The following is a 21,427-nucleotide window of genomic DNA, read 5'->3' as shown; positions in this document are numbered from 1 at the left end:
TGAAAATTATTTACTTGCATATCAATGATATGGTTTTCAGGAGTAAAAAAAATGACCAAATATTTTTGATATGTTCATGGAGTAGCTATCTTTGCATCATCAAATCGGGAAAATCAGTACCGAAATGAGATTGTTCTTTAAGTAGAAAAAAAATTAAAAATAAAACTTGCGAATATCAGATAAATATTAGATTTTTGCACTCGCTATCCAAAGATAGCCGTTCTTTAAAACAGAAAGTTTTATTAAATAAAGCACGCCTCCTTAGCTCAGCTGGTAGAGCAACTGACTTGTAATCAGTAGGTCATTGGTTCGATTCCGATAGGAGGCTCAAAAACAACGCAAGTTGTAGGTCTGGAGGGGTTCCAGAGCGGTCAAATGGGACGGACTGTAAATCCGTTGCTTCGGCTTCGAAGGTTCGAATCCTTCTCCCTCCACCAAAAAGTTTTCATTCTTCCGGTTGTGAAAGGCAGGAGTTCCTGAGTGTAAAACTGAAAAGCGGAAGTAGCTCAGTTGGTAGAGCGATAGCCTTCCAAGCTATAGGTCGCGAGTTCGAACCTCGTCTTCCGCTCAATTTATAAAACAAATCTAAGTCTCTGTCTTCTTAACAATTTATTTTTGAAAGGGTAGAGGCTTATATCTGTAAATAAGCTTTTTGAAAGCCGAAGTAGCTCAGGGGTAGAGCACTTCCTTGGTAAGGAAGAGGTCGTGGGTTCAAATCCCATCTTTGGCTCGAATACATAAGTTTTGTAACTTTGTAAGATTAATTAAAAGAAATATTTTATAATTACTAATTCGCATAAACATGGCAAAAGAGAAATTTGACCGTAGTAAACCGCACTTAAACATTGGTACTATCGGTCACGTTGACCACGGTAAAACAACTACAACAGCTGCTATCACTAAAGTTTTAGCTGATAAAGGTTTTTCAGAGGCTCGTTCATTTGATTCAATTGACTCTGCTCCTGAAGAGAAAGAGCGTGGTATCACAATTAACACTTCACACGTAGAATACCAAACAGCTAACCGTCACTATGCACACGTTGACTGTCCAGGTCACGCCGATTACGTTAAGAACATGGTAACTGGTGCTGCACAGATGGATGGAGCTATCATCGTAGTTGCTGCTACAGATGGTCCTATGCCTCAAACTCGCGAGCACATCCTATTAGCTCGTCAGGTAGGTGTTCCTGCGTTAGTAGTTTTCTTGAACAAAGTTGACTTAGTTGATGACGCTGAGTTATTAGACTTAGTTGAGATGGAGGTTCGTGAATTATTATCATTCTACGAATTCCCAGGTGACGATGTTCCAGTAATCAAAGGTTCTGCATTAGGTGCATTGAACGGAGAGACTCAATGGGTTGATTCAATCATGGAATTGATGGATGCTGTAGATAACTACATTCCAATCCCTCCACGTTTGACAGATCTTCCTTTCTTGATGCCTATTGAAGACGTATTCTCGATCACAGGTCGTGGTACAGTTGCAACAGGTCGTATCGAAAGAGGTGTAATCAACTCTGGTGATCCAGTTGAGATCTTAGGTATGGGTGCTGAAAACTTGAAATCTACAGTAACAGGTGTTGAGATGTTCCGTAAGATCTTAGATTACGGTGAGGCTGGTGATAACGTAGGTTTATTGTTACGTGGTATTGAGAAAACTGATATCCGTCGTGGTATGGTTATCTGTAAACCAGGTTCAGTAACTCCACACACAGACTTCAAAGCTGAGGTTTACGTATTGTCGAAAGCAGAAGGTGGTCGTCACACTCCGTTCTTCAACAAATACCGTCCTCAATTCTATTTCCGTACAACTGACGTAACTGGAGAAATCACTCTAGAAGAAGGTACTGAGATGGTTATGCCAGGTGATAACGTAACAATCACTGTTAAGTTGATCAACGCTATCGCTATGGAAAAAGGTCTACGTTTCGCTATCCGTGAAGGTGGTAGAACAGTAGGTGCTGGTCAGGTAACTGAAATCATTAAATAGTCCTTAGGGATTATCAAAATAAAAGATAAGCTAATTGGCTCCGGCTAATTAGCTTATTTTTTCTAATTATTCATTTTGGTTGAAGCTCAAATACTTAGCGAAGTAGGGGAGTTCCGGGGCAAAATCAGAATAGATTGACCAGAAAAAAATCTTGCGGAAATCGCAAATAAATTGAAATAATATTTGCTGCAATGGGGTCTAAAGCCTATATTTGCATCATCAAAAAAATCTACACGGGCATAGTTCAATGGTAGAATAGAGGTCTCCAAAACCTTCGATCTGGGTTCGAATCCTAGTGCCCGTGCTAATAAAAATAGAAACTTAAAAAATGGCAAAAGTACTTGATTTTATTAAGGACTCTTATACAGAGGTTACTGAGAAAGTGACTTGGCCTACATGGGCGCAACTACAAAGTCATGCGGTTATTGTACTTGTTGCATCTGTTATTATTGCGTTGGTAATTTTCATAATGGATAAAGCATCAAGCAATGTAATGGAACTGCTGTACAATACAGCGTCTTAATTTTCTAATCCAACAGTATTATGGCAGATCAAAGTTTAAAGTGGTACGTTGTGCGTGCTGTTAGCGGAAAAGAGAAAAAGGTTAAGCAATACCTTGAAGCTGAAATTAACCGCTTAGGCATACAACATTTGGTGACCCAAGTATTAATCCCGATGGAGAAATACTACCAAATGCGCGATGGCAAGAAAGTTGCCAAAGAACGTAACTACTACCCTGGGTATGTTTTGATCGAAGCGGCTTTGGACGGTGAGATCGAACACGCAATCAAAAACGTAAATAGTGTAATTGGATTCTTAGGTGATAAAGCAGGTAATGCAATCCCGCTTCGTCCAGCTGAAGTTAACCGTATTTTAGGTAAGGTTGACGAAATGGCTGAACAAGGTGAATCAATCAGCGTTCCTTATTACGTTGGTGAGACCGTAAAAGTAAACGACGGTCCTTTCAACGGATTTACAGGTGAAATCGAAGAGGTGCACGAAGACAAGAAGAAATTAACCGTAATGGTAAAAGTATTCGGTCGTAAAACTCCACTCGAGCTGAACTATATGCAGGTTGAAAAAGAGTAAGCTCTTTTAGACAGTAGACAAAAGACATTAGACATAAGAAGCCCTATCCATTTGGATAGGGCTTTTTTTTGTTTGAACCAGGATGGAATGGATGGGAGGATAGACCAAGATCATAACTATTATTACGGATTGCATTGGCGTACGGTTCCATAATCGAAGATTATGGATGACATGTATTTTAAATATATACCCGTACAGATTCTTCACTATCCGTTCAGAATTGGAAGTGTCCTGAGATTGAAAAATATTTCACGAACGCTGTTGGTTCGTCATAAGAACATACACTTTCTACAAAGATTCCTCCCCAGCCAGGGGTTTTCTGCATGCATCAATCCTTCCGAAGGAAGCCCTTTAGCCCGCGGCTCATTTCCAATGGCGGAAAAATGGAAAGAATGCCGTTGCCATGTGCGATGGCATTGGCCTTGGATGCTTTCAAGAAATTCTCCCATCTAAGGGGAGAATTTCGAAGAACGGCATCCTCGACATCCAGGCATTCTTTTCATGTGTAGTGGACGGCGCGAAAAGCCATCTTAAATGAGCCGAAGCCATTTGCTTACTTTTGGGCTTCAAAAGTAACGGAAGGATCGGTATCCGTAAGCTCCTTCGTCGGTTTGGTTAATTTGGGCTCCAAAAGTAAGGAAGGATTGCTCTGATCCGTTTGATAGCCGTCAAGATCCGGCACAAGACTCAAGTCCGATTCAATTTTGTATATTTAGGAATTGAATTACCTAAATTAATGATGTCGAAGTCACCATCTATTCCTTCTTTCCCTGCGGAGCCTAAGAAATTGCGCGTCCGTGCTATTGATATCATGCGCGGCCTGACCCTTTTTCTGATGTTGTTTGTCAATGATCTTTTTATGCCGGGGGTGCCGAAATGGCTTTTGCATACGGAAGCGGAAGTCGATGGCATGGGACTGGCTGATTGGGTATTCCCAGGTTTTCTATTTATGGTGGGTATGGCTATTCCCTATGCCGTTGCAGCAAGGCGGAAAATTGGAGAGCCTACTTGGCAGATATGGTTCCATATCATCAGTAGGTCGATTAGCCTAATCATCATTGGTCTGTTGGTGGTTAATTCCAGCAGCTTGAACCCGCAAATGACCGGTATGAACAAGCTGTTATGGCTTGGGCTGGTCTATATCTGTATCTTTTTGATCTGGAACAACTATCCGAAGGATAGAAATAAGAACCTATTTGTCGGGCTGAAATTGTTGGGGATTGTAGGGCTACTTGGTTTGGCCTATGTATTCCGGGCTGGAACTCCTGAATCTCCAGCTTGGTTTGAGAAGAGTTGGTGGGGCATTTTGGGACAGATCGGATGGGGTTATCTGGTAGCAGGTTCGGTCTATCTCCTCCTTAGGGATAAACTATGGGCAGCATTTTTGGCCATTGTCTTTTTCCTTTTCCTGAATGTAGCCTCCTTGAGCGGTTGGATTCCGCAAATGTTCTCTTTCCAGGAGTTCTTTGACGTTGTCCTGCATGGCAATGTGCCGATGATTGTCCTTTCCGGAATGGCAGCAACCTTGATTGTTAAAAAATATGCTGTGGATTGGAAGAAACTGGCCATTAATTTAGCTATGTACGGCCTTATTAGCTTGATTGCTGGCTTGATATTCCACCAATGGTTCATCGTTTCCAAGATTCAAGCGACTCCTTCCTGGGGCCTGCTTTGCAATGGCATCAGTATCCTGCTATTTGTTTTGGTCTATTATTTTATTGATGTAAGGGGCAATAGTCGCTATAGTCGACTTTTTGAATTGGCAGGGCAAAATTCACTAACTACCTATTTGGCTCCAGACCTGATCTATTTCTTGGTTTGGGGATTCGGAATTCCCTTGTTTTTCTATAAACAAGCTGATCACATGTGGTTAGCTGTATTAGGCTCCTTATTATGGGCTTATGCCATGCTTTGGTTTGGTATCTTATTGAACCGTTTTGGAATAAAACTTAAACTATAATAACATATTACCATGAAAAGAAATCACACGAACAAGCTGATCCTAATGGCTCTGATTATGTTGTTTGCAGTTCCATTTACCTTGGTTGCCCAGGGTAAGAAGCCTGTAATCATCGCTTATGTTACTTCGGGTAAGGTCCGCTGCCTGATCCTAACCTGATCAGCCATATCAATTATGCCTTTGGCCATGTAAACGAGACCTTCAATGGTGTAAAAGTGGACAATCCAACTAGACTGAAGGAGATCGTGACCTTAAAGAAGAAGCATCCGGACCTGAAGATCCTGTTGTCGATCGGTGGCTGGACCTCGGGACGTTTCAGTGAAATGGCAGCAGACAAGAACAATAGATCGGGCTTTGCGAAAGATTGCCAAAAGATCGTAAAGGAATTTGATCTGGATGGGATCGATATCGATTGGGAATATCCGACCAGTGATGAAGCCGGGATCTCATCTTCCCCAGACGACACCAAGAACTTTACGTTGTTGATGAATGATATCCGCAAGGCTATCGGACCGAAAAAACTATTGACCTTGGCGACGATTGCAGATGGAAAGTATATTGATTTTAGAGCCATCGATAAGGATATTGATTTTGTAAATATCATGATGTATGATGTCTCTAAACCTCCTTTGCAGCATAACAGTTTGTATAAATCGGATCTGGCAGGTCGTATTACCTTAGTTGAAGCCCTGCAGGCCCATATTGATGCCGGCGTTCCAAAAAACAAATTGGTGATGGGTATTCCATTCTATGGAAGGGGAGATAAAGTACAGGTCAATGATTTTGTGATGTTCCGCAACATACCGAAGTTGACCCAGTTTGAAGAGAGGTGGGATGATCAATCGAAAGTACCTTATCTAGTGGACAGCACCGGAAAGTTGGTCCTGACCTTTGAAAATGAGAAATCCATCAGGGAAAAAGCTGCATATATAAAATCCCAAGGTATCCTTGGAGCCATGTATTGGGAATTTAAGGGTGATGATGATCAGTTGACCTTGAGCAGGGCGCTGTATGAAGGCCTGAAATAGGATGTACAAACAATTGTTGCTGTAAAATGTTGATAATAAGTAGTTATAGACACAATTTCTGTAAACCTTATAAAAAATAAGCTTATGATTATTCAAGATTTTAAACCCAAATATTTGGGACTTGCATTGGTTTTTCTATGGCTGAGCTCAGGAAATCATGTTTTTGCACAAGATAATGAGACCGCTTATTTTTCTGACGTTACAGAAGGCAGCATACCCTTGGATCCCAAAACGCATGCTTTGGATGTAGCTTTGGTCGATGTGAATGGAGATGGAGCATTGGATGCCATATTTGCACTGGAAATGTTGCCCAACCGTCTTTATATCAATGATGGCAATGGCAACTTTACCTGGATGAAGGATGTCTTTGCCAATGAGAACAATGATACAGAGCATGTGCGTGTGGCTGATATGGACAATGATGGTTTTGCAGATGTCATTTTTGTTGCAGAGGACAATAAGACCCATGAATACTATCTAGGGAATGGGGATGGAACCTTCCGGAATGTTTCGGATCGCCTGTTGGGAAAGAGTGAAGGGAATGGCTTGGATATAGGTGATGTCAATGGAGATGGATTGCCCGATGTGGTCATCGGCAATACGGGAGAAGGAGCAAGGACCTTTGTTTGGTTAAATGATCCAAATAAACCGGGCTTTTTGGTTGATTCTCCCCCTGGCAGTATCCCTGACAACATGGATGAGGTGCAATCGGTCAAGTTATTTGATGCCGATGGAGACGGTGACCTGGATATGGTACTGGCAACGGAGGCTCCGCCAAGCCGTCTGTATTTCAATGACGGGAAGGGAAAGTTTACGGAGCAGGAGGACGCATTGCAAACCTCCGAACCATTGCACAGTAGGGAGGTCATCGTTTTTGATGCCGATAAGGATGGGAAGAACGATATTTTCTTTGCGAACCTGACCAGCAATGGGGGTAAGAAAGAGCGGAACCCAACTGGACGCTTGTTTATGAATAAAGGCGAAGGGAAATTTGTCGATGAGACGGACGCAAGGATTCCCGCCTATGAATTTTCAACTTATGCCTGTAATGTGATCGACTTTGATCGCGACGGGGATCTAGATATTATATTAAGTGCCTTGAAGATTCCGCCATTTGAGGCGATGCAGGTTCAGGCCTTGAAGAATGATGGTTCGGGCAGGTTCAGTTTTGCCACGGAGGAGGCTATTCCGAAGGTGACTGTGGAGCGAGCTTGGGGGATCGATGTGGGGGATGTGAATGGGGATAAGATTCCGGACCTGATGATCGGGGCTTGGGGCGACCAAGTGCGCTTATTACTAGGTAAATAAAAAAAGAAAAAATACTTTTTTATTATCAGATATTTAGTTATCTTTGCACCTCGTTTGGTTGCAAAACTATGTTTTGTTGCCATCGAGAATTAAATGTTACGTTATTGCTTCCAACTTACTAACAAACATTTAACAAATTAAATCACAGAAAAAATGGCAAAAGAAGTCAGTGCGTTAGTAAAATTACAAGTGAAGGGCGGAGCTGCGAATCCATCTCCACCGGTAGGACCTGCATTAGGTGCTAAAGGTGTGAACATTATGGATTTCTGTAAGCAATTTAACGCTCGTACGCAAGACAAACCAGGTCAAGTATTACCTGTTGTGATCACTGTATATGCCGACAAATCTTTTGATTTTATCATTAAAACTCCACCGGTAGCTGTTCAGTTAAAAGATGCAGCGAAGCTTAAGAGCGGATCGGGAGAGCCTAACCGTAAGAAAGTTGCTTCCATTTCATGGGATCAAGTAAAACAGATTGCGGAAGATAAGATGCCAGATTTGAATGCATTTACTGTAGAATCAGCTATGAGAATGGTTGCTGGTACAGCGCGTAGTATGGGTATCACTGTATCAGGTGATGCTCCTTGGAAAAATTAATTAACGAAATCAGTTTAAGAAAGTGGCTAGATTAACAAAAAATCAAAAAGCGGCACTATCCAAAATTGAAGCTGGTAAAGCATACTCTTTGAAAGAAGCTGCGGCTTTAGTAAAAGAGATCACCAACACCAAATTTGATGCTTCTGTGGATATCGACGTTCGTTTGGGCGTAGATCCTCGTAAAGCAAATCAAATGGTTCGTGGTATTGCAACATTGCCACACGGTACTGGTAAGACGGTACGTGTATTAGTTTTATGTACTCCTGACAAGGAGGAAGAAGCTAAGGCGGCAGGTGCAGACTACGTAGGTCTTGATGACTATATCAGCAAAATCGAAGGTGGTTGGACTGACGTTGACATTATCATCACAATGCCTAGTGTTATGGCGAAAGTAGGTAAATTGGGTCGTATTTTAGGTCCAAGAAACTTAATGCCTAACCCTAAAACAGGAACAGTAACTCCAGAAGTTGGAAAAGCTGTGACTGAGGTAAAAGCTGGTAAGATCGACTTCAAGGTTGACAAAACAGGTATCATCCACACTTCAGTTGGTAAAGTGTCTTTCGACGCAGATAAAATCTATGACAACGCATTAGAAGTGTTACAAACAATTTCACGTTTGAAACCGTCTGCAGCAAAAGGAACGTACTTCAAGAGTATTCACATTTCTTCAACTATGAGTCCTAGTATTCATATTGAAACTAAATCAGTAGCAGGAATTTAATCATGAGAAAAGAACTTAAACATGAAATTGTTGAAGCTTTAGCAGAACAGATTAAATCTTACGGTAATTTTTATATTGCTGACACTGCTAATCTGACTGTAGAAAAGGTGAATAATATTCGTCGTAAATGTTTCGAGCAGGGAATCGAGATTAAGGTTGTGAAAAACACCTTGATTAAGAAAGCGTTGTTAGAGGCGGGTGTAGATTCAGAAGAGATCTTTGGCGTATTAAAAGGAGCTTCAACCCTTATGTTTTCCGAAACAGGGAATGCTCCAGCGAAATTGATCAAACAATTACGTAAAGAAGGTGACAAGCCAGTATTAAAAGCAGCATACATTCAAGAGACTGCTTTTGTAGGCGACAACCAACTTGACGCATTAGTGACCCTTAAATCTAAGGAAGAACTTATTGCAGACGTTATTGCTTTACTTCAATCTCCTGCGAAGAATGTTATTTCTGCGCTTCAATCAGGCGGAAATACAATTTCAGGCTTAGTAAAAGCTTTAGAAGAAAGAGGCTAACGAACCCTCAGTTTAATAACAAACGTTCGTTAAATTTTAATTAACAATTTTTTTAAAAGAACATTCAAAAATTCAAAATAAAATGGCAGATTTAAAACAACTTGCTGAACAGTTAGTTAACTTAACAGTAAAAGAAGTTAAAGAATTAGCTGATATCTTAAAAGACGAATACGGTATTGAGCCTGCTGCTGCTGCTGTAGCTGTTGCTGCTGCTCCTGGTGCTGGTGACGGTGCTGCTGCTGCTGAAGAGAAAACATCTTTCGATGTAATCTTGAAAGAAGCTGGTGGCCAGAAATTAGCTGTCGTAAAATTAGTTAAAGATTTAGCTGGTTTAGGTTTGAAAGAAGCAAAAGACTTAGTTGACGGTGCACCTAAAGAATTAAAAACTGGTGTTTCTAAAGACGAAGCTGAAGCTTTGAAAAAACAATTAGAAGAAGCTGGAGCTGTTGTTGAGATTAAGTAATCTCGCATAAGGCACCAAAAACTTAGACTCTGATAGTCCAAATCTATCAGAGTCTATTCCTGTTTATAAATATAGTGTATGGATCAAGCCCCTGCTGATGCTTGATCGGAAGACGGAATCAGCAGATGTTAGCTCAGTTTTTTAAAACTAAATTCTTATTCCCTTGGCAAACAATAATATTCAAAAAGAAAGAGTAAATTTTGCGACAAGTAAGAAGGTGATTGATTATCCGGATTTCTTGGACGTACAATTAGAGTCTTTCAAGGAGTTTTTTCAATTAGAGACTACTTCTGACAACCGCCATCAGGAAGGGCTTTACAAGGTTTTCGCAGAAAACTTCCCTATTTCTGATTCAAGAAACATCTTTGTGCTAGAGTTTTTGGATTATTTCATTGATCCACCGCGTTACGATATCCAAGAGTGTATTGAACGTGGATTGACTTATAGCGTACCTTTAAAGGCTAAATTGAAGTTGTCTTGTAATGATGAAGAACACGAAGATTTCGAAACCATTGTACAAGACGTGTACTTAGGAACTATTCCGTACATGACTCCAAAAGGTACTTTCGTAATCAATGGAGCTGAACGTGTTATCGTTTCTCAATTGCACCGTTCCCCTGGTGTGTTCTTTGGTCAAAGTAGACATACCAATGGTACTAAACTTTATTCTGCTAGGGTTATTCCTTTTAAAGGTTCTTGGATCGAATTTGCAACAGACGTGAACAACGTGATGTATGCCTATATCGATCGTAAGAAAAAATTCCCAGTTACTACCTTGTTACGTGCAATCGGTTTCGATTCGGATAAGGAAATCTTAGAACTTTTCGACCTTGCAGATGAAGTAAAAGTTAGTAAATCTGGATTGAAGAAATACGTTGGTCGTCGTTTAGCGGCTAGGGTATTGAACAAATGGACAGAAGATTTCGTTGACGAAGATACAGGTGAAGTAGTATCGATCGACCGTAACGAGATCATCCTTGAACGTGAAACCATATTAGAAGAAGACCACATTGACCTGATCATCGACGCTGGAGTGAAATCCATTATCCTGACCAAGGAAGATGAGTCAAACAATGCGGACTATTCGATTATATATAACACTTTACAAAAAGATACTTCCAACTCAGAGAAAGAAGCGGTAGAGCATATCTATCGTCAATTGCGTAACGCAGAACCACCTGATGAGGAAACTGCACGTGGTATCATTGACCGTTTGTTCTTCTCGGATAAACGATACGATTTAGGAGATGTGGGTAGATACCGTATCAACCGTAAATTGAAACTTGATACACCGTCGGATACAAAAGTATTGACCCGTGAAGATATCATCGCTATCGTGAAGTACTTGATCAACTTGATCAACTCGAAAGCAGAGGTGGATGATATCGACCACTTATCTAACCGTCGTGTTCGTACGGTTGGTGAGCAATTATATGCGCAATTCGGTGTAGGTCTAGCTCGTATGGCTCGTACTATCCGTGAGCGTATGAACATTCGTGATAACGAGGTGTTTACGCCTACTGACTTGATTAATGCTCGTACATTGTCATCAGTGATCAATTCTTTCTTCGGAACGAACCAGTTATCACAGTTCATGGATCAAACCAACCCATTGGCTGAGATTACGCACAAACGTCGTCTGTCAGCATTAGGTCCAGGTGGTCTTTCAAGAGAGCGTGCCGGTTTCGAGGTACGTGACGTTCACTATACGCACTACGGTCGTTTGTGTACTATTGAAACTCCAGAGGGTCCAAACATTGGTTTGATTTCATCATTGTCAGTTCACGCGAAAATCAATAACCTAGGATTTATCGAAACTCCATACCGTATCGTTTCTGATGGTAAGGTGGTAGTTGATAAGCCAGTTGTTTATTTATCTGCTGAAGATGAAGACGATAAGACAATTGCGCAAGCAAATGCTCTATATGATGATAAAGGTAATTTCTTAGATGCTAAAGTAAAAGCTAGATATGAGGGAGACTTCCCGATTATTGAGCCTGAGAAATTAGACTATATGGACGTTTCTCCGAACCAGATTACATCAATCGCGGCTTCATTGATTCCTTTCTTGGAGCATGATGATGCCAACCGTGCATTGATGGGTTCCAACATGCAACGTCAAGCAGTTCCTTTGTTACGTCCGCAAGCACCGGTTGTAGGTACTGGATTGGAAGCACGTGTAGCGAAAGATTCCCGTACGTTGATCAACGCTGAAGGAAACGGAACAGTAGAATATGTAGATGCACAAGAAATTCACATCCGTTACGATAGAAACGACAACGATCGTTTGGTATCATTCGATGATGATGTGAAAGCATATAGATTGACCAAGTTCAAGAAAACCAACCAAAATACCTGTATCAACTTGAAACCGATCGTTACGAAAGGACAAAGAGTTGAAAAAGGTCAGGTATTATGTGAAGGCTATGCAACCGAAGATGGTGAATTGGCATTGGGTAGAAACTTGAAAGTGGCATTCATGCCTTGGCAAGGATACAACTTTGAGGATGCGATCGTAATCTCTGAGCGTGTAGTATCACAGGATTTATTCACTTCATTACACATTGAAGAATTCGAACTTGAAGTTCGTGATACTAAACGTGGTGAAGAGGAATTGACAGCTGATATTCCAAACGTTTCAGAAGAAGCTACGAAAGACCTTGATGAAAACGGTATTATCCGTGTTGGTGCTGAGGTTGGCGAAGGTGATATCTTAATTGGTAAGATCACTCCTAAAGGAGAATCTGATCCTTCACCAGAAGAGAAGTTATTACGTGCGATCTTTGGTGACAAAGCTGGTGACGTGAAGGATGCTTCATTGAAAACTCCACCATCAATCAAAGGTGTGGTTATCGATACGAAGTTATTCTCTCGTGCGAAGAAAATGTCTAAAGAAGTTGAGCGTAAAGCTTTAGAGAAATTAGAAGTTGCTCACGATAGAAACATCAAGATTCTTAAAGATCGTTTGGTTGAGAAATTATTTACGATCGTAAATGGTAAGACCTCTCAAGGTATTTACAATGTTTACAAAGAGTTATTGGTAGCTAAGGGCGCTAAGTTTACTCAAAAGATCCTTACTGATCTTGACTATAACAACGTTAATCCTACAGGATGGACTACTGATGATGACAAGAATGACATGATCAAACTTGCATTGCACAACTACAACATTAAAGTTAATGAGGAGTTAGGTGCATTCAAGCGTGAGAAATTTGCAATCTCTGTCGGTGATGAGCTTCCATCGGGTATCGTTCAGATGGCGAAGGTATATGTTGCCAAAAAACGTAAGCTGAAAGTAGGAGATAAGATGGCGGGACGTCACGGTAACAAAGGTATTGTTGCACGTATTGTACGTGATGAGGACATGCCTTTCTTAGAAGACGGAACACCAGTTGATATCGTGTTGAACCCACTAGGGGTACCTTCGCGTATGAACCTTGGACAGATCTATGAAACTGTATTAGGCTGGGCAGGACAAAAATTAGGTGTTAAATTCGCTACTCCGATCTTTGACGGTGCAGAAATGGACCAAGTAGAAGAGTGGGTTGAGAAAGCAGGATTACCTAAGTCAGGTCGTACTTACCTATACAATGGATTGACAGGTGATCGTTTTGACCAACCTACAACAGTTGGAGTAATCTACATGTTGAAATTAGGACACATGGTTGATGATAAGATGCACGCACGTTCAATTGGACCATACTCGTTGATTACTCAACAACCATTAGGTGGTAAGGCACAGTTCGGTGGTCAGCGTTTCGGTGAGATGGAGGTTTGGGCGTTAGAGGCATTCGGTGCATCCAACATCCTACAAGAGATCTTGACCGTTAAATCTGATGATGTAGTAGGTCGTGCGAAAACTTACGAGGCAATCGTAAAAGGAAACAACCTGCCAACTCCATCGGTACCAGAATCGTTCAACGTATTGGTACACGAGCTACGCGGATTAGGTTTAGATATCACATTAGATTAATCAAGCAAATTGAGCTTAAGAAGGTGCATAACCTTCTTAAGCTTTCACATACAGCTTTAACTTTTTACTAAGTATGTCTTACAAAAAAGATAACAAAATCAAAAGTAACTTTACATCGATTACGATCAGCTTAGCTTCTCCAGAAACTATTTTGGAGCGTTCAAGTGGTGAGGTTACTAAACCAGAAACTATCAACTACCGTACTTATAAACCAGAACGTGATGGTCTATTCTGTGAGCGTATTTTCGGTCCAGTAAAAGACTACGAATGTCACTGTGGTAAGTACAAGCGTATCCGTTATAAAGGGATCGTTTGTGACCGTTGTGGTGTTGAAGTTACAGAGAAGAAAGTACGTCGTGAGCGTATGGGACACATCAACTTGGTGGTTCCGGTTGCTCATATCTGGTACTTCCGCTCTCTACCTAACAAAATTGGTTATTTATTAGGCCTTCCAACGAAGAAGTTGGATATGATCATCTACTACGAAAGATACGTGGTTATCCAAGCTGGTATCAAAGAAGAAGATGGTATTTCATACATGGATTTCTTGACAGAAGAGGAATATCTAGATATCTTGGATACCCTTCCAAAAGAAAACCAATATTTGGATGACAACGATCCTCAGAAATTCATCGCTAAGATGGGTGCAGAGGCATTGGAAGATTTGTTGAAACGTCTAGACTTAGACCAATTGTCATACGATCTTCGTCACCAAGCAGCGAACGAAACTTCCCAGCAACGTAAGAACGAGGCGTTGAAACGTCTTCACGTTGTTGAGGCTTTCCGTGGTGCTAATGATCATATCGAAAACCGTCCGGAATGGATGATCGTTAAGATCGTACCTATTATTCCACCAGAGTTACGTCCTTTAGTTCCTTTGGATGGTGGTCGTTTTGCGACTTCAGACTTAAATGACCTTTACCGTCGTGTAATTATCCGTAACAATCGTTTGAAGCGTTTGATCGAGATCAAAGCTCCAGAGGTAATCTTACGTAACGAGAAACGTATGCTTCAAGAAGCTGTTGACTCGTTATTCGATAACTCACGTAAGGTAAATGCTGTTAAGACTGAAGGTAACCGTGCTTTAAAATCTTTATCGGATATCCTTAAAGGTAAGCAAGGTCGTTTCCGTCAGAACTTATTAGGTAAGCGTGTTGACTACTCGGCTCGTTCGGTAATCGTCGTTGGTCCTCACTTGAAATTACACGAGTGTGGTCTTCCTAAAGATATGGCTGCTGAGCTTTACAAACCGTTTATCATCCGTAAGATGATCGAAAGAGGAATCGTAAAGACAGTTAAGTCAGCGAAGAAAATTGTAGATCGCAAAGATCCAGTAGTATGGGATATCCTTGAGAACGTATTGAAAGGTCACCCAGTATTACTAAACCGTGCACCTACGCTTCACCGTTTGGGTATTCAGGCTTTCCAACCAACCTTAGTTGAGGGTAAAGCGATCCAATTACACCCATTAGTGTGTACAGCGTTCAACGCCGATTTCGACGGTGACCAGATGGCAGTTCACTTACCATTAGGTAATGCTGCAATTTTGGAAGCCCAAATCTTGATGTTGGCAGCACACAACATTCTTAACCCTGCAAACGGTTCACCAGTTACAGTACCATCTCAAGACATGGTATTGGGTCTTTACTACATTACCAAAGGCCGTAAGACTGATGACAACCTGGTGATGAAAGGTGAAGGAAGTACTTTCTATTCAGCAGAAGAGGTAATCATTGCCTTGAACGAAGCAAAAGTAGATCTTCACTCCTTTATCAAGGTTAAAGCTCGCGTTAAGACCAAAGAAGGAGAGTTCAAAGATCAAATCATTGAAACGACTGTAGGTCGTGTGATCTTCAACCAAATCGTTCCAGAAGAGGTAGGATACATCAATGAACTATTGACTAAGAAGTCACTTCGTAATGTCATTGGAGAGATCGTGAAGAACACGGGTATGGCTCGTGCAGCGAAATTCTTGGATGACATGAAAGAGTTAGGATTCCAAACAGCATTCAAAGGTGGTCTATCGTTCAACCTTCAAGATTTGAACATCCCTGCTGCGAAAGCTGATTTGATCACTCAAGCTACAAACGAAGTTGAAGAAGTAATGAACAACTATAACATGGGTTTCATTACGAACAACGAACGTTATAACCAAATCATCGATATCTGGACACGTATCAACAACAAGTTGACAGCGCACGTTATGGATATCCTTTCGAACGACAATCAAGGTTTCAACTCAGTATACATGATGTTGGATTCAGGAGCTCGTGGATCGAAAGAGCAGATCCGTCAGTTATGCGGTATGCGTGGTTTGATGGCGAAACCTCAGAAATCTGGTACTTCAGGTGGTGAGATTATTGAAAACCCGATCCTTTCAAACTTCAAAGAAGGTTTGTCGGTATTGGAGTACTTTATCTCTACCCACGGTGCTCGTAAAGGTCTTGCCGATACAGCGTTGAAAACAGCCGATGCGGGTTACTTAACCCGTCGTTTACATGATGTTGCTCAGGATATGATTGTTGTTGAGCAAGACTGTAACGGTTTACGCGGTATCTATACTACAGCGCTTAAGGATAATGATGATATCGTTGAACCATTGTACGACCGTATTTTAGGACGTACGCCATTGAACGATGTTGTTCATCCTGAGACAAACGAATTGATCGTTGCTGCAAATGATGATATCACTGAAGAAGTTGCTGAGGCAATCGAGAATGCAGGAATTGAAGGAGTTGAAATCCGTTCTGTATTAACTTGTGAGTCTAAGCGAGGAGTTTGTGCATGTTGTTACGGACGTAACTTAGCGTCAGGTAAACGTGTTCAATTGGGTGAAGCTGTTGGTGTAATTGCTGCTCAGTCAATCGGTGAGCCAGGTACACAGTTGACACTTCGTACATTCCACGTCGGTGGTACGGCATCTAACATTGCTGCTGAATCTTCGATCATTGCTAAATACGATGGTAAAATCGAATTTGAGAACGTTCGTACAGTAGAAAAAGAAGGTGAATTTGGTCCTTACCAAGTTGTATTGGGTCGTTCAGGAGAGATTAAAGTTGTAAATGACGATAAGAAAGTCCTTTACCAACAAATTATCCCTTACGGATCGAACCTATACGTGAAAGAAGGAGAGAAAGTGGAAAAAGGAACCAAGTTGGTAGACTGGGATCCATACAACGCTGTAATTATCTCTGAATTTGCAGGTAAGGTAGAATTCGATGCGATTATCGAAGGTATTACTTACCGTGAGGAATCTGATGAGCAAACTGGACACAAAGAGAAAGTGATCATCGAGACTCGTGATAAGACTAAAAACCCGACGATCAAAGTATTGGATAACAAAGGCGAAATCATCCGTTCATACAACATTCCAGTAGGAGCACACGTTTCGGTATCTGATGGCCAAAAAGTGAAAGAAGGTGCGATTTTAGTTAAGATCCCTCGTTCTACAGGTAAGACCCGAGATATTACGGGTGGTCTTCCTCGTGTAACGGAGTTGTTCGAGGCTCGTAATCCTTCAAACCCAGCGGTTGTTACTGAAATCGACGGTGTTGTAACTTTAGGTGGTGTTAAACGTGGTAACCGTGAGATTTCGATCGAGTCCCGTGACGGACAAGTGAAGAAATACCTAGTTCCACTTTCTAAACACATCTTGGTACAGGATAATGACTTTATCAAAGCGGGTATGCCACTTTCAGACGGTCAGATTTCCCCTTCGGATATCTTATCGATCAAAGGTCCTTCTGCAGTACAGGAATACATTGTAAATGGTATCCAAGAGGTTTACCGTCTACAAGGTGTGAAAATCAACGATAAGCACTTCGAAACCATCGTTCACCAAATGATGCAGAAAGTGAATATCGAAGATCCAGGAGATACTCGTTTCTTAGAAAAAGAAGCTGTAAACAAATGGGATTTCATGGAAGAAAACGATTCACTTTACGACAAGAAAGTGGTTGTAGATGCTGGTGATTCTAAATCATTGCGTCCAGGACAGATCGTAAACCTTCGTAAATTGCGTGAAGAAAACTCTAGCTTGAAACGTCAAGACTTGAAATTAGTGGAAGTGCGTGATGCTATTCCTGCTACCTCTAGTCCATTGTTGCAAGGTATTACCAGAGCTTCATTAGGTACGAAGTCATTTATCTCTGCTGCTTCCTTCCAGGAAACTACCAAAGTATTGAACGAAGCTGCTATCGCAGGTAAACGTGATAACTTGTTAGGATTGAAAGAAAACGTAATTGTTGGTCACTTAATCCCTTCAGGAACAGGTTTACGTCAATACAGCAACATCATCGTAGGTTCTCGTGAAGAATACGATCAGTTGTTGGCTTCTAAAGAAGAAGATTAATATCGAAAGATTTAGGAATTAACCTTCCTAAAGGATATATAAAAAGCTCGGCTCCTGTAGCCGAGCTTTTTTGTTTTTGGGAGAATTAAAGATTTTTATTAACAATTTCATATTATATTTGTTCCTCTGATTATGACTGACATCGCATCTATCGACTTTATCATCACTCAACTTGTATGGGATTGGAATGACTTGTTGAAAGCCGTATTATCACTTTGTGCCGGATTTGTATTGGGATTCGAGCGCGAGTGGAAGGATAAGTCGGCTGGTTTCAAGACCATTTCCATTATCTGTTTGGGGAGTACCTTGTTTTCCTTGCTATCCTTTAAATTGGGTGCTGGAGAATCGGAGGATGCCACTCGGATAGCTTCGTACGTGGTTTCAGGTATTGGTTTCCTAGGTGCTGGGGTGATCTTCAAAGATGGAGTGAATGTAAATGGATTGACTACAGCCAGTATTATCTGGATGTCAGCAGCCATTGGAATGGCAATCGGTTTTGGAGTCTATGTCATCGCGGCCATTTTCTTGCTTGCTTGTTTTGCCATTATTGTTTCGGGACCCTTATTGAATAAATATGTAATCCACAACATCGTGCGCTTGGTAAGTGTCAGTATGAAAAGGGAGGACCTGGATGCCAAGGATCAATTGCTGTCAGCTATCAGACCGCTTTCTAAGCATGTGAAAATAAAAAAGCAGACCATGTCTGCCGATTTATTGACTATTGAACTTGAGGTGCTGATCGATAAACGAAATATCCGCAAGTTTGAAAGATCAATTCTTGAAAACAAACAATTGGTTGAAATCAGCCTATAACAGATCAAGCCCCTCTTTTTGCCCAATTCAATAGGTTTCTGCAGTTTTCAGCAATCTGTCCGAATTCATACTTCCCATTGACTTTCACGAACAGTTTCGAGCCAAGTCCCACAGCACTGACTCCGGCTTCAAACCATTTGTTGATACTTTCCGATGAGCAGTCTACGCCACCCGTTGGCATAAACCGTAAATTTGGAAAGATAGGTTTGATGCTTTTCAGAAACCCAGGACCTAAGGTATCGCCGGGGAATAGTTTCACGAAAGTGCAGCCAGCCATTTGGGCATCGGAAATTTCGGTAGGAGTCATGCAGCCCGGAATCCAAAGGATGTTATTCTTCTTGGCAGAACTCGCAACACATTCCGAAAAAATAGGACTCACCAAAAAGTCTGCTCCCAGTTCAATAAAACGGTCTGCATCATCCGCATGCATGATGGTTCCTATCCCCAGTTTCAGATCGGGGAAGTGCTCTTCCTTATAGTTACGCAAGGCCTTAAAATTCTGTTCCGCTTCCACACCTCGGTTTACAAATTCAAAAACCCTAATACCGCCTTCATAGCAGCTTTGTAGGGCCTGAATGCAGGTATTGACGTCATCATCATAAAAAACAGGTAAGACTGGATTTCGAATGATTTCTTTGATAATTTCTTCTTTCATCTTAGTTGGCTTTTCCATTTCCAAAATCTCCTTCTACAAATAATTTTTGATAACCAGCTCCAGTTGCGAAGTCTATGGTTTCCTGTGCAGACATGCCTTGCCTTAGGGCATGGATCAGCCCCGCCATAAACGCATCACCACTACCGATCCTATCGATTACAGCTTCTGTTTCAAAAGTGGCTGAAATGCTGTCCTCGTTTCTGTTATGGTATGTGCCATAAAATAGATTATGCTTAGGATGGTCCATGAACCTGAACGTATTAGCGATATGTTTCGCTTTGGGGAAAGCCTCAAAAATATGCTTTGCAGAGATTTGGGAACTATTGAAATAAATCTCCTGGGTTGTCTGTCGGTTTAATCCTATTTCCACTGGGCTATCCAGCATGTTTTGTGCCGCCCAGATATTTCCCATGATGACATCACAATAAGCGACCAAATCTGGCATGACTTCCAGTGGCTCTTTGCCATATTTCCAGAGTTTGCTCCGGAAATTGAGGTCCACAGATATCGTGATCTCTCTTTGATCGGCCTCCTTCAGTACCGTTTCCATCAGGATTGCCATGTCTTCGGAAAGTGCCGGTGTCAATGCTGACCAATGGAACCAATCCACATCTTGAAACAACAGGTCAAAATCGATGTCCTCAGGTTTTAACAGACTGAAACTTGAAAACTTTCTATCGTATACCACCTCGCCACTGCTCAGTCCATTTGCCGAAAGGAGGATATAGCTGCCGATGCGATCGCCTATTTGGATAGCCTTGGAACAATCCACACCTAAATGCTGAATGCTTTCCAGCAGCTCCTTTGCAAGGGTATTCTCAGGAAAGGCCGAATAGAAATGGACCTGATCCCCCATTTGGGCCAAACCAACAGCAACATTGGCTTCTGAACCACCTGGGAAAATTTTTAAACGATTATTTCCACCCTCAAAAATCGACTCACTGAGGCTTTGAAGGCGATACAATACTTCTCCGAATGTTAATATCTGTGGCATAGGTCAAACTGAACAACAATATAATAGTTTTTGATGGATTGTTGCAGCGATTTTACGAAAACGTTTAAGTAATAATCCTGTTTTCCATGTCGATTTTTCCCTTTAATTTCTGTATTATTGGATAATAATCAACTATAAACTATGACTATTCTAGATAAATTCTCCCTTAAAGATAAAGTTATCGTTATTACAGGAGGCACCGGAATTTTGGGCAAATCCTTCGTGAAGGCATTAGCTGAAGCCGGCGCTAAAATCTGTATTATCGGGAGAAACCAGGAAAAAATCAATGAACGTATCAGCATGGCCAATGACCTCGGGGCAGAAGCCATAGGTATTGTAGCAGATGTGATGGATGAGCAGTCGGTCAAGGATGCCAAGCAACAGATCGTGAACCGTTATGGTAGCATCGATGGCCTGATCAATGCCGTGGGAGGAAACATCCCAGGGGCAACGATCGCTGATGATCAAAACATATTTGACAATAAAATCCAGGATACCATAAAAGCAATCGAGCTAAATCTTTATGGAACCATTATTCCGACCTTGATTTTTGGGGAACTTATTGCTAACAAGGGCAAGGGTTCCATTATCAATATTTCTTCCTTGGCAGCATCAAGACCCTTGACCCGTGTGCTGGGCTATACCGTAGCCAAGCATGCCATTGATGGCTTCACCAAATGGATGTCCACTGAATTGGCTTTACGTTATGGTGACAAGGTGCGTGTCAATGCTATTGCACCGGGAGTTTTCTTAACGGAGCAAAACAAGACCTTATTGACCAATCCAGATGGCAGTTATACCGATAGGGCACAGAAGTTTATCAATGGGACACCATATCGAAGGTTGGGTGACCCGTCTGAATTGGAAGGAACCTTAGTTTATCTCTTGAGCGATGCTTCGGCATTTGTTTCTGGCGAGATCATTTTTGTCGATGGTGGCTTTAACTCTTGGTGTGGCGTATAAC

At 41.5% G+C, this 21,427-nt stretch carries 18 protein-coding genes and 5 tRNA genes; 20 read left to right on the top strand and 3 right to left on the bottom strand.

What is annotated here, in order from left to right; all coding sequences use genetic code 11:
- Positions 1-255 precede the first annotated feature (255 nt).
- The 8 genes from NLF99_RS00695 (at position 256) to nusG (ending at position 3,079) form a co-directional block, all read left to right on the top strand.
- Positions 256-328, top strand: a tRNA-Thr gene (locus tag NLF99_RS00695).
- 25 nt (positions 329-353) lie between these two features.
- Positions 354-437 (top strand) — tRNA-Tyr (locus NLF99_RS00690).
- Between the two features lie 58 nt (positions 438-495).
- Positions 496-568 (top strand) — tRNA-Gly (locus NLF99_RS00685).
- A gap of 90 nt (positions 569-658) precedes the next feature.
- Positions 659-730: transfer RNA gene (locus NLF99_RS00680), tRNA-Thr, on the top strand.
- A gap of 72 nt (positions 731-802) precedes the next feature.
- Positions 803-1,990 carry an elongation factor Tu gene (gene tuf, locus NLF99_RS00675; protein WP_093098550.1) on the top strand — a complete coding sequence of 396 codons (1,188 nt, stop codon included), beginning with the start codon at positions 803-805 and terminating at the stop codon, positions 1,988-1,990.
- A gap of 233 nt (positions 1,991-2,223) precedes the next feature.
- Positions 2,224-2,294: transfer RNA gene (locus tag NLF99_RS00670), tRNA-Trp, on the top strand.
- 24 nt (positions 2,295-2,318) lie between these two features.
- Positions 2,319-2,513 (top strand): preprotein translocase subunit SecE, encoded by a 195-nt coding sequence (secE, locus tag NLF99_RS00665; RefSeq protein ID WP_094255409.1) that lies wholly within the window; start codon positions 2,319-2,321, stop codon positions 2,511-2,513.
- A 20-nt stretch (positions 2,514-2,533) separates the two neighbouring features.
- Positions 2,534-3,079 carry a transcription termination/antitermination protein NusG gene (gene nusG / locus NLF99_RS00660; protein ID WP_093098554.1) on the top strand — a complete coding sequence of 182 codons (546 nt, stop codon included), beginning with the start codon at positions 2,534-2,536 and terminating at the stop codon, positions 3,077-3,079.
- A gap of 553 nt (positions 3,080-3,632) precedes the next feature.
- Here nusG and NLF99_RS00655 read toward each other — a convergent pair.
- A complete protein-coding gene (locus NLF99_RS00655; RefSeq protein WP_254526382.1) occupies positions 3,633-3,770 on the bottom strand; it encodes a hypothetical protein in 138 nt (45 codons plus the stop codon).
- A 45-nt stretch (positions 3,771-3,815) separates the two neighbouring features.
- Here NLF99_RS00655 and NLF99_RS00650 point away from each other — a divergent pair, with 45 nt between their 5' ends.
- The 11 genes from NLF99_RS00650 to NLF99_RS00600 all read left to right on the top strand — a co-directional run bounded on the left by NLF99_RS00650 (position 3,816) and on the right by NLF99_RS00600 (position 18,814).
- A complete protein-coding gene (locus NLF99_RS00650; RefSeq protein ID WP_254526381.1) occupies positions 3,816-5,039 on the top strand; it encodes a DUF5009 domain-containing protein in 1,224 nt (407 codons plus the stop codon).
- 12 nt (positions 5,040-5,051) lie between these two features.
- Positions 5,052-5,198, top strand: a complete 147-nt coding sequence (locus NLF99_RS00645) for a hypothetical protein (RefSeq protein ID WP_254526380.1) — start codon at positions 5,052-5,054, stop codon at positions 5,196-5,198.
- Positions 5,180-6,067 carry a glycosyl hydrolase family 18 protein gene (locus NLF99_RS00640; protein ID WP_308214525.1) on the top strand — a complete coding sequence of 296 codons (888 nt, stop codon included), beginning with the start codon at positions 5,180-5,182 and terminating at the stop codon, positions 6,065-6,067. Before NLF99_RS00645 ends, NLF99_RS00640 begins: the two co-directional genes overlap by 19 nt.
- Before the next feature lie 84 nt (positions 6,068-6,151).
- On the top strand, positions 6,152-7,375 hold the full coding sequence (locus tag NLF99_RS00635) for a VCBS repeat-containing protein (RefSeq protein ID WP_254526379.1): 1,224 nt from the start codon (positions 6,152-6,154) through the stop codon (positions 7,373-7,375).
- A gap of 153 nt (positions 7,376-7,528) precedes the next feature.
- Positions 7,529-7,972 carry a 50S ribosomal protein L11 gene (rplK, locus tag NLF99_RS00630; protein WP_185211031.1) on the top strand — a complete coding sequence of 148 codons (444 nt, stop codon included), beginning with the start codon at positions 7,529-7,531 and terminating at the stop codon, positions 7,970-7,972.
- 22 nt (positions 7,973-7,994) lie between these two features.
- On the top strand, positions 7,995-8,693 hold the full coding sequence (gene rplA / locus NLF99_RS00625; protein ID WP_093098561.1) for a 50S ribosomal protein L1: 699 nt from the start codon (positions 7,995-7,997) through the stop codon (positions 8,691-8,693).
- A gap of 2 nt (positions 8,694-8,695) precedes the next feature.
- On the top strand, positions 8,696-9,214 hold the full coding sequence (gene rplJ, locus NLF99_RS00620; RefSeq protein ID WP_093098563.1) for a 50S ribosomal protein L10: 519 nt from the start codon (positions 8,696-8,698) through the stop codon (positions 9,212-9,214).
- Between the two features lie 82 nt (positions 9,215-9,296).
- A complete protein-coding gene (rplL, locus tag NLF99_RS00615; protein ID WP_093098564.1) occupies positions 9,297-9,677 on the top strand; it encodes a 50S ribosomal protein L7/L12 in 381 nt (126 codons plus the stop codon).
- A gap of 163 nt (positions 9,678-9,840) precedes the next feature.
- A complete protein-coding gene (gene rpoB / locus NLF99_RS00610) occupies positions 9,841-13,650 on the top strand; it encodes a DNA-directed RNA polymerase subunit beta (RefSeq protein ID WP_185211030.1) in 3,810 nt (1,269 codons plus the stop codon).
- 73 nt (positions 13,651-13,723) lie between these two features.
- Positions 13,724-18,001 (top strand): DNA-directed RNA polymerase subunit beta', encoded by a 4,278-nt coding sequence (gene rpoC / locus NLF99_RS00605; protein WP_185211028.1) that lies wholly within the window; start codon positions 13,724-13,726, stop codon positions 17,999-18,001.
- A 132-nt stretch (positions 18,002-18,133) separates the two neighbouring features.
- Entirely contained in the window at positions 18,134-18,814 is a 681-nt protein-coding gene (locus NLF99_RS00600) for an MgtC/SapB family protein (RefSeq protein ID WP_185211026.1), read from the top strand.
- A 4-nt stretch (positions 18,815-18,818) separates the two neighbouring features.
- On the opposite strand, the gene NLF99_RS00595 is transcribed toward NLF99_RS00600, so the two are convergent.
- Together NLF99_RS00595 and NLF99_RS00590 are read right to left on the bottom strand one after the other, a co-directional pair.
- Positions 18,819-19,469: a bifunctional 4-hydroxy-2-oxoglutarate aldolase/2-dehydro-3-deoxy-phosphogluconate aldolase gene (locus tag NLF99_RS00595; protein WP_254526378.1), complete on the bottom strand. Its 651-nt coding sequence runs from the start codon at positions 19,467-19,469 to the stop codon at positions 18,819-18,821.
- Between the two features lies 1 nt (position 19,470).
- Positions 19,471-20,463, bottom strand: a complete 993-nt coding sequence (locus tag NLF99_RS00590; RefSeq protein ID WP_254526377.1) for a sugar kinase — start codon at positions 20,461-20,463, stop codon at positions 19,471-19,473.
- A 141-nt stretch (positions 20,464-20,604) separates the two neighbouring features.
- On the opposite strand from NLF99_RS00590, the gene NLF99_RS00585 reads away from it, so the two are divergent.
- Positions 20,605-21,426 (top strand): SDR family oxidoreductase, encoded by an 822-nt coding sequence (locus tag NLF99_RS00585; protein WP_185216004.1) that lies wholly within the window; start codon positions 20,605-20,607, stop codon positions 21,424-21,426.
- The last annotated feature ends 1 nt before the right edge of the window (position 21,427 follow it).

The sequence above is a fragment of the Sphingobacterium sp. LZ11T8 genome, from assembly GCF_024261425.1.
Lineage (GTDB): Bacteria > Bacteroidota > Bacteroidia > Sphingobacteriales > Sphingobacteriaceae > Sphingobacterium.
This window is presented reverse-complemented; position numbering and strand designations above follow the sequence as displayed.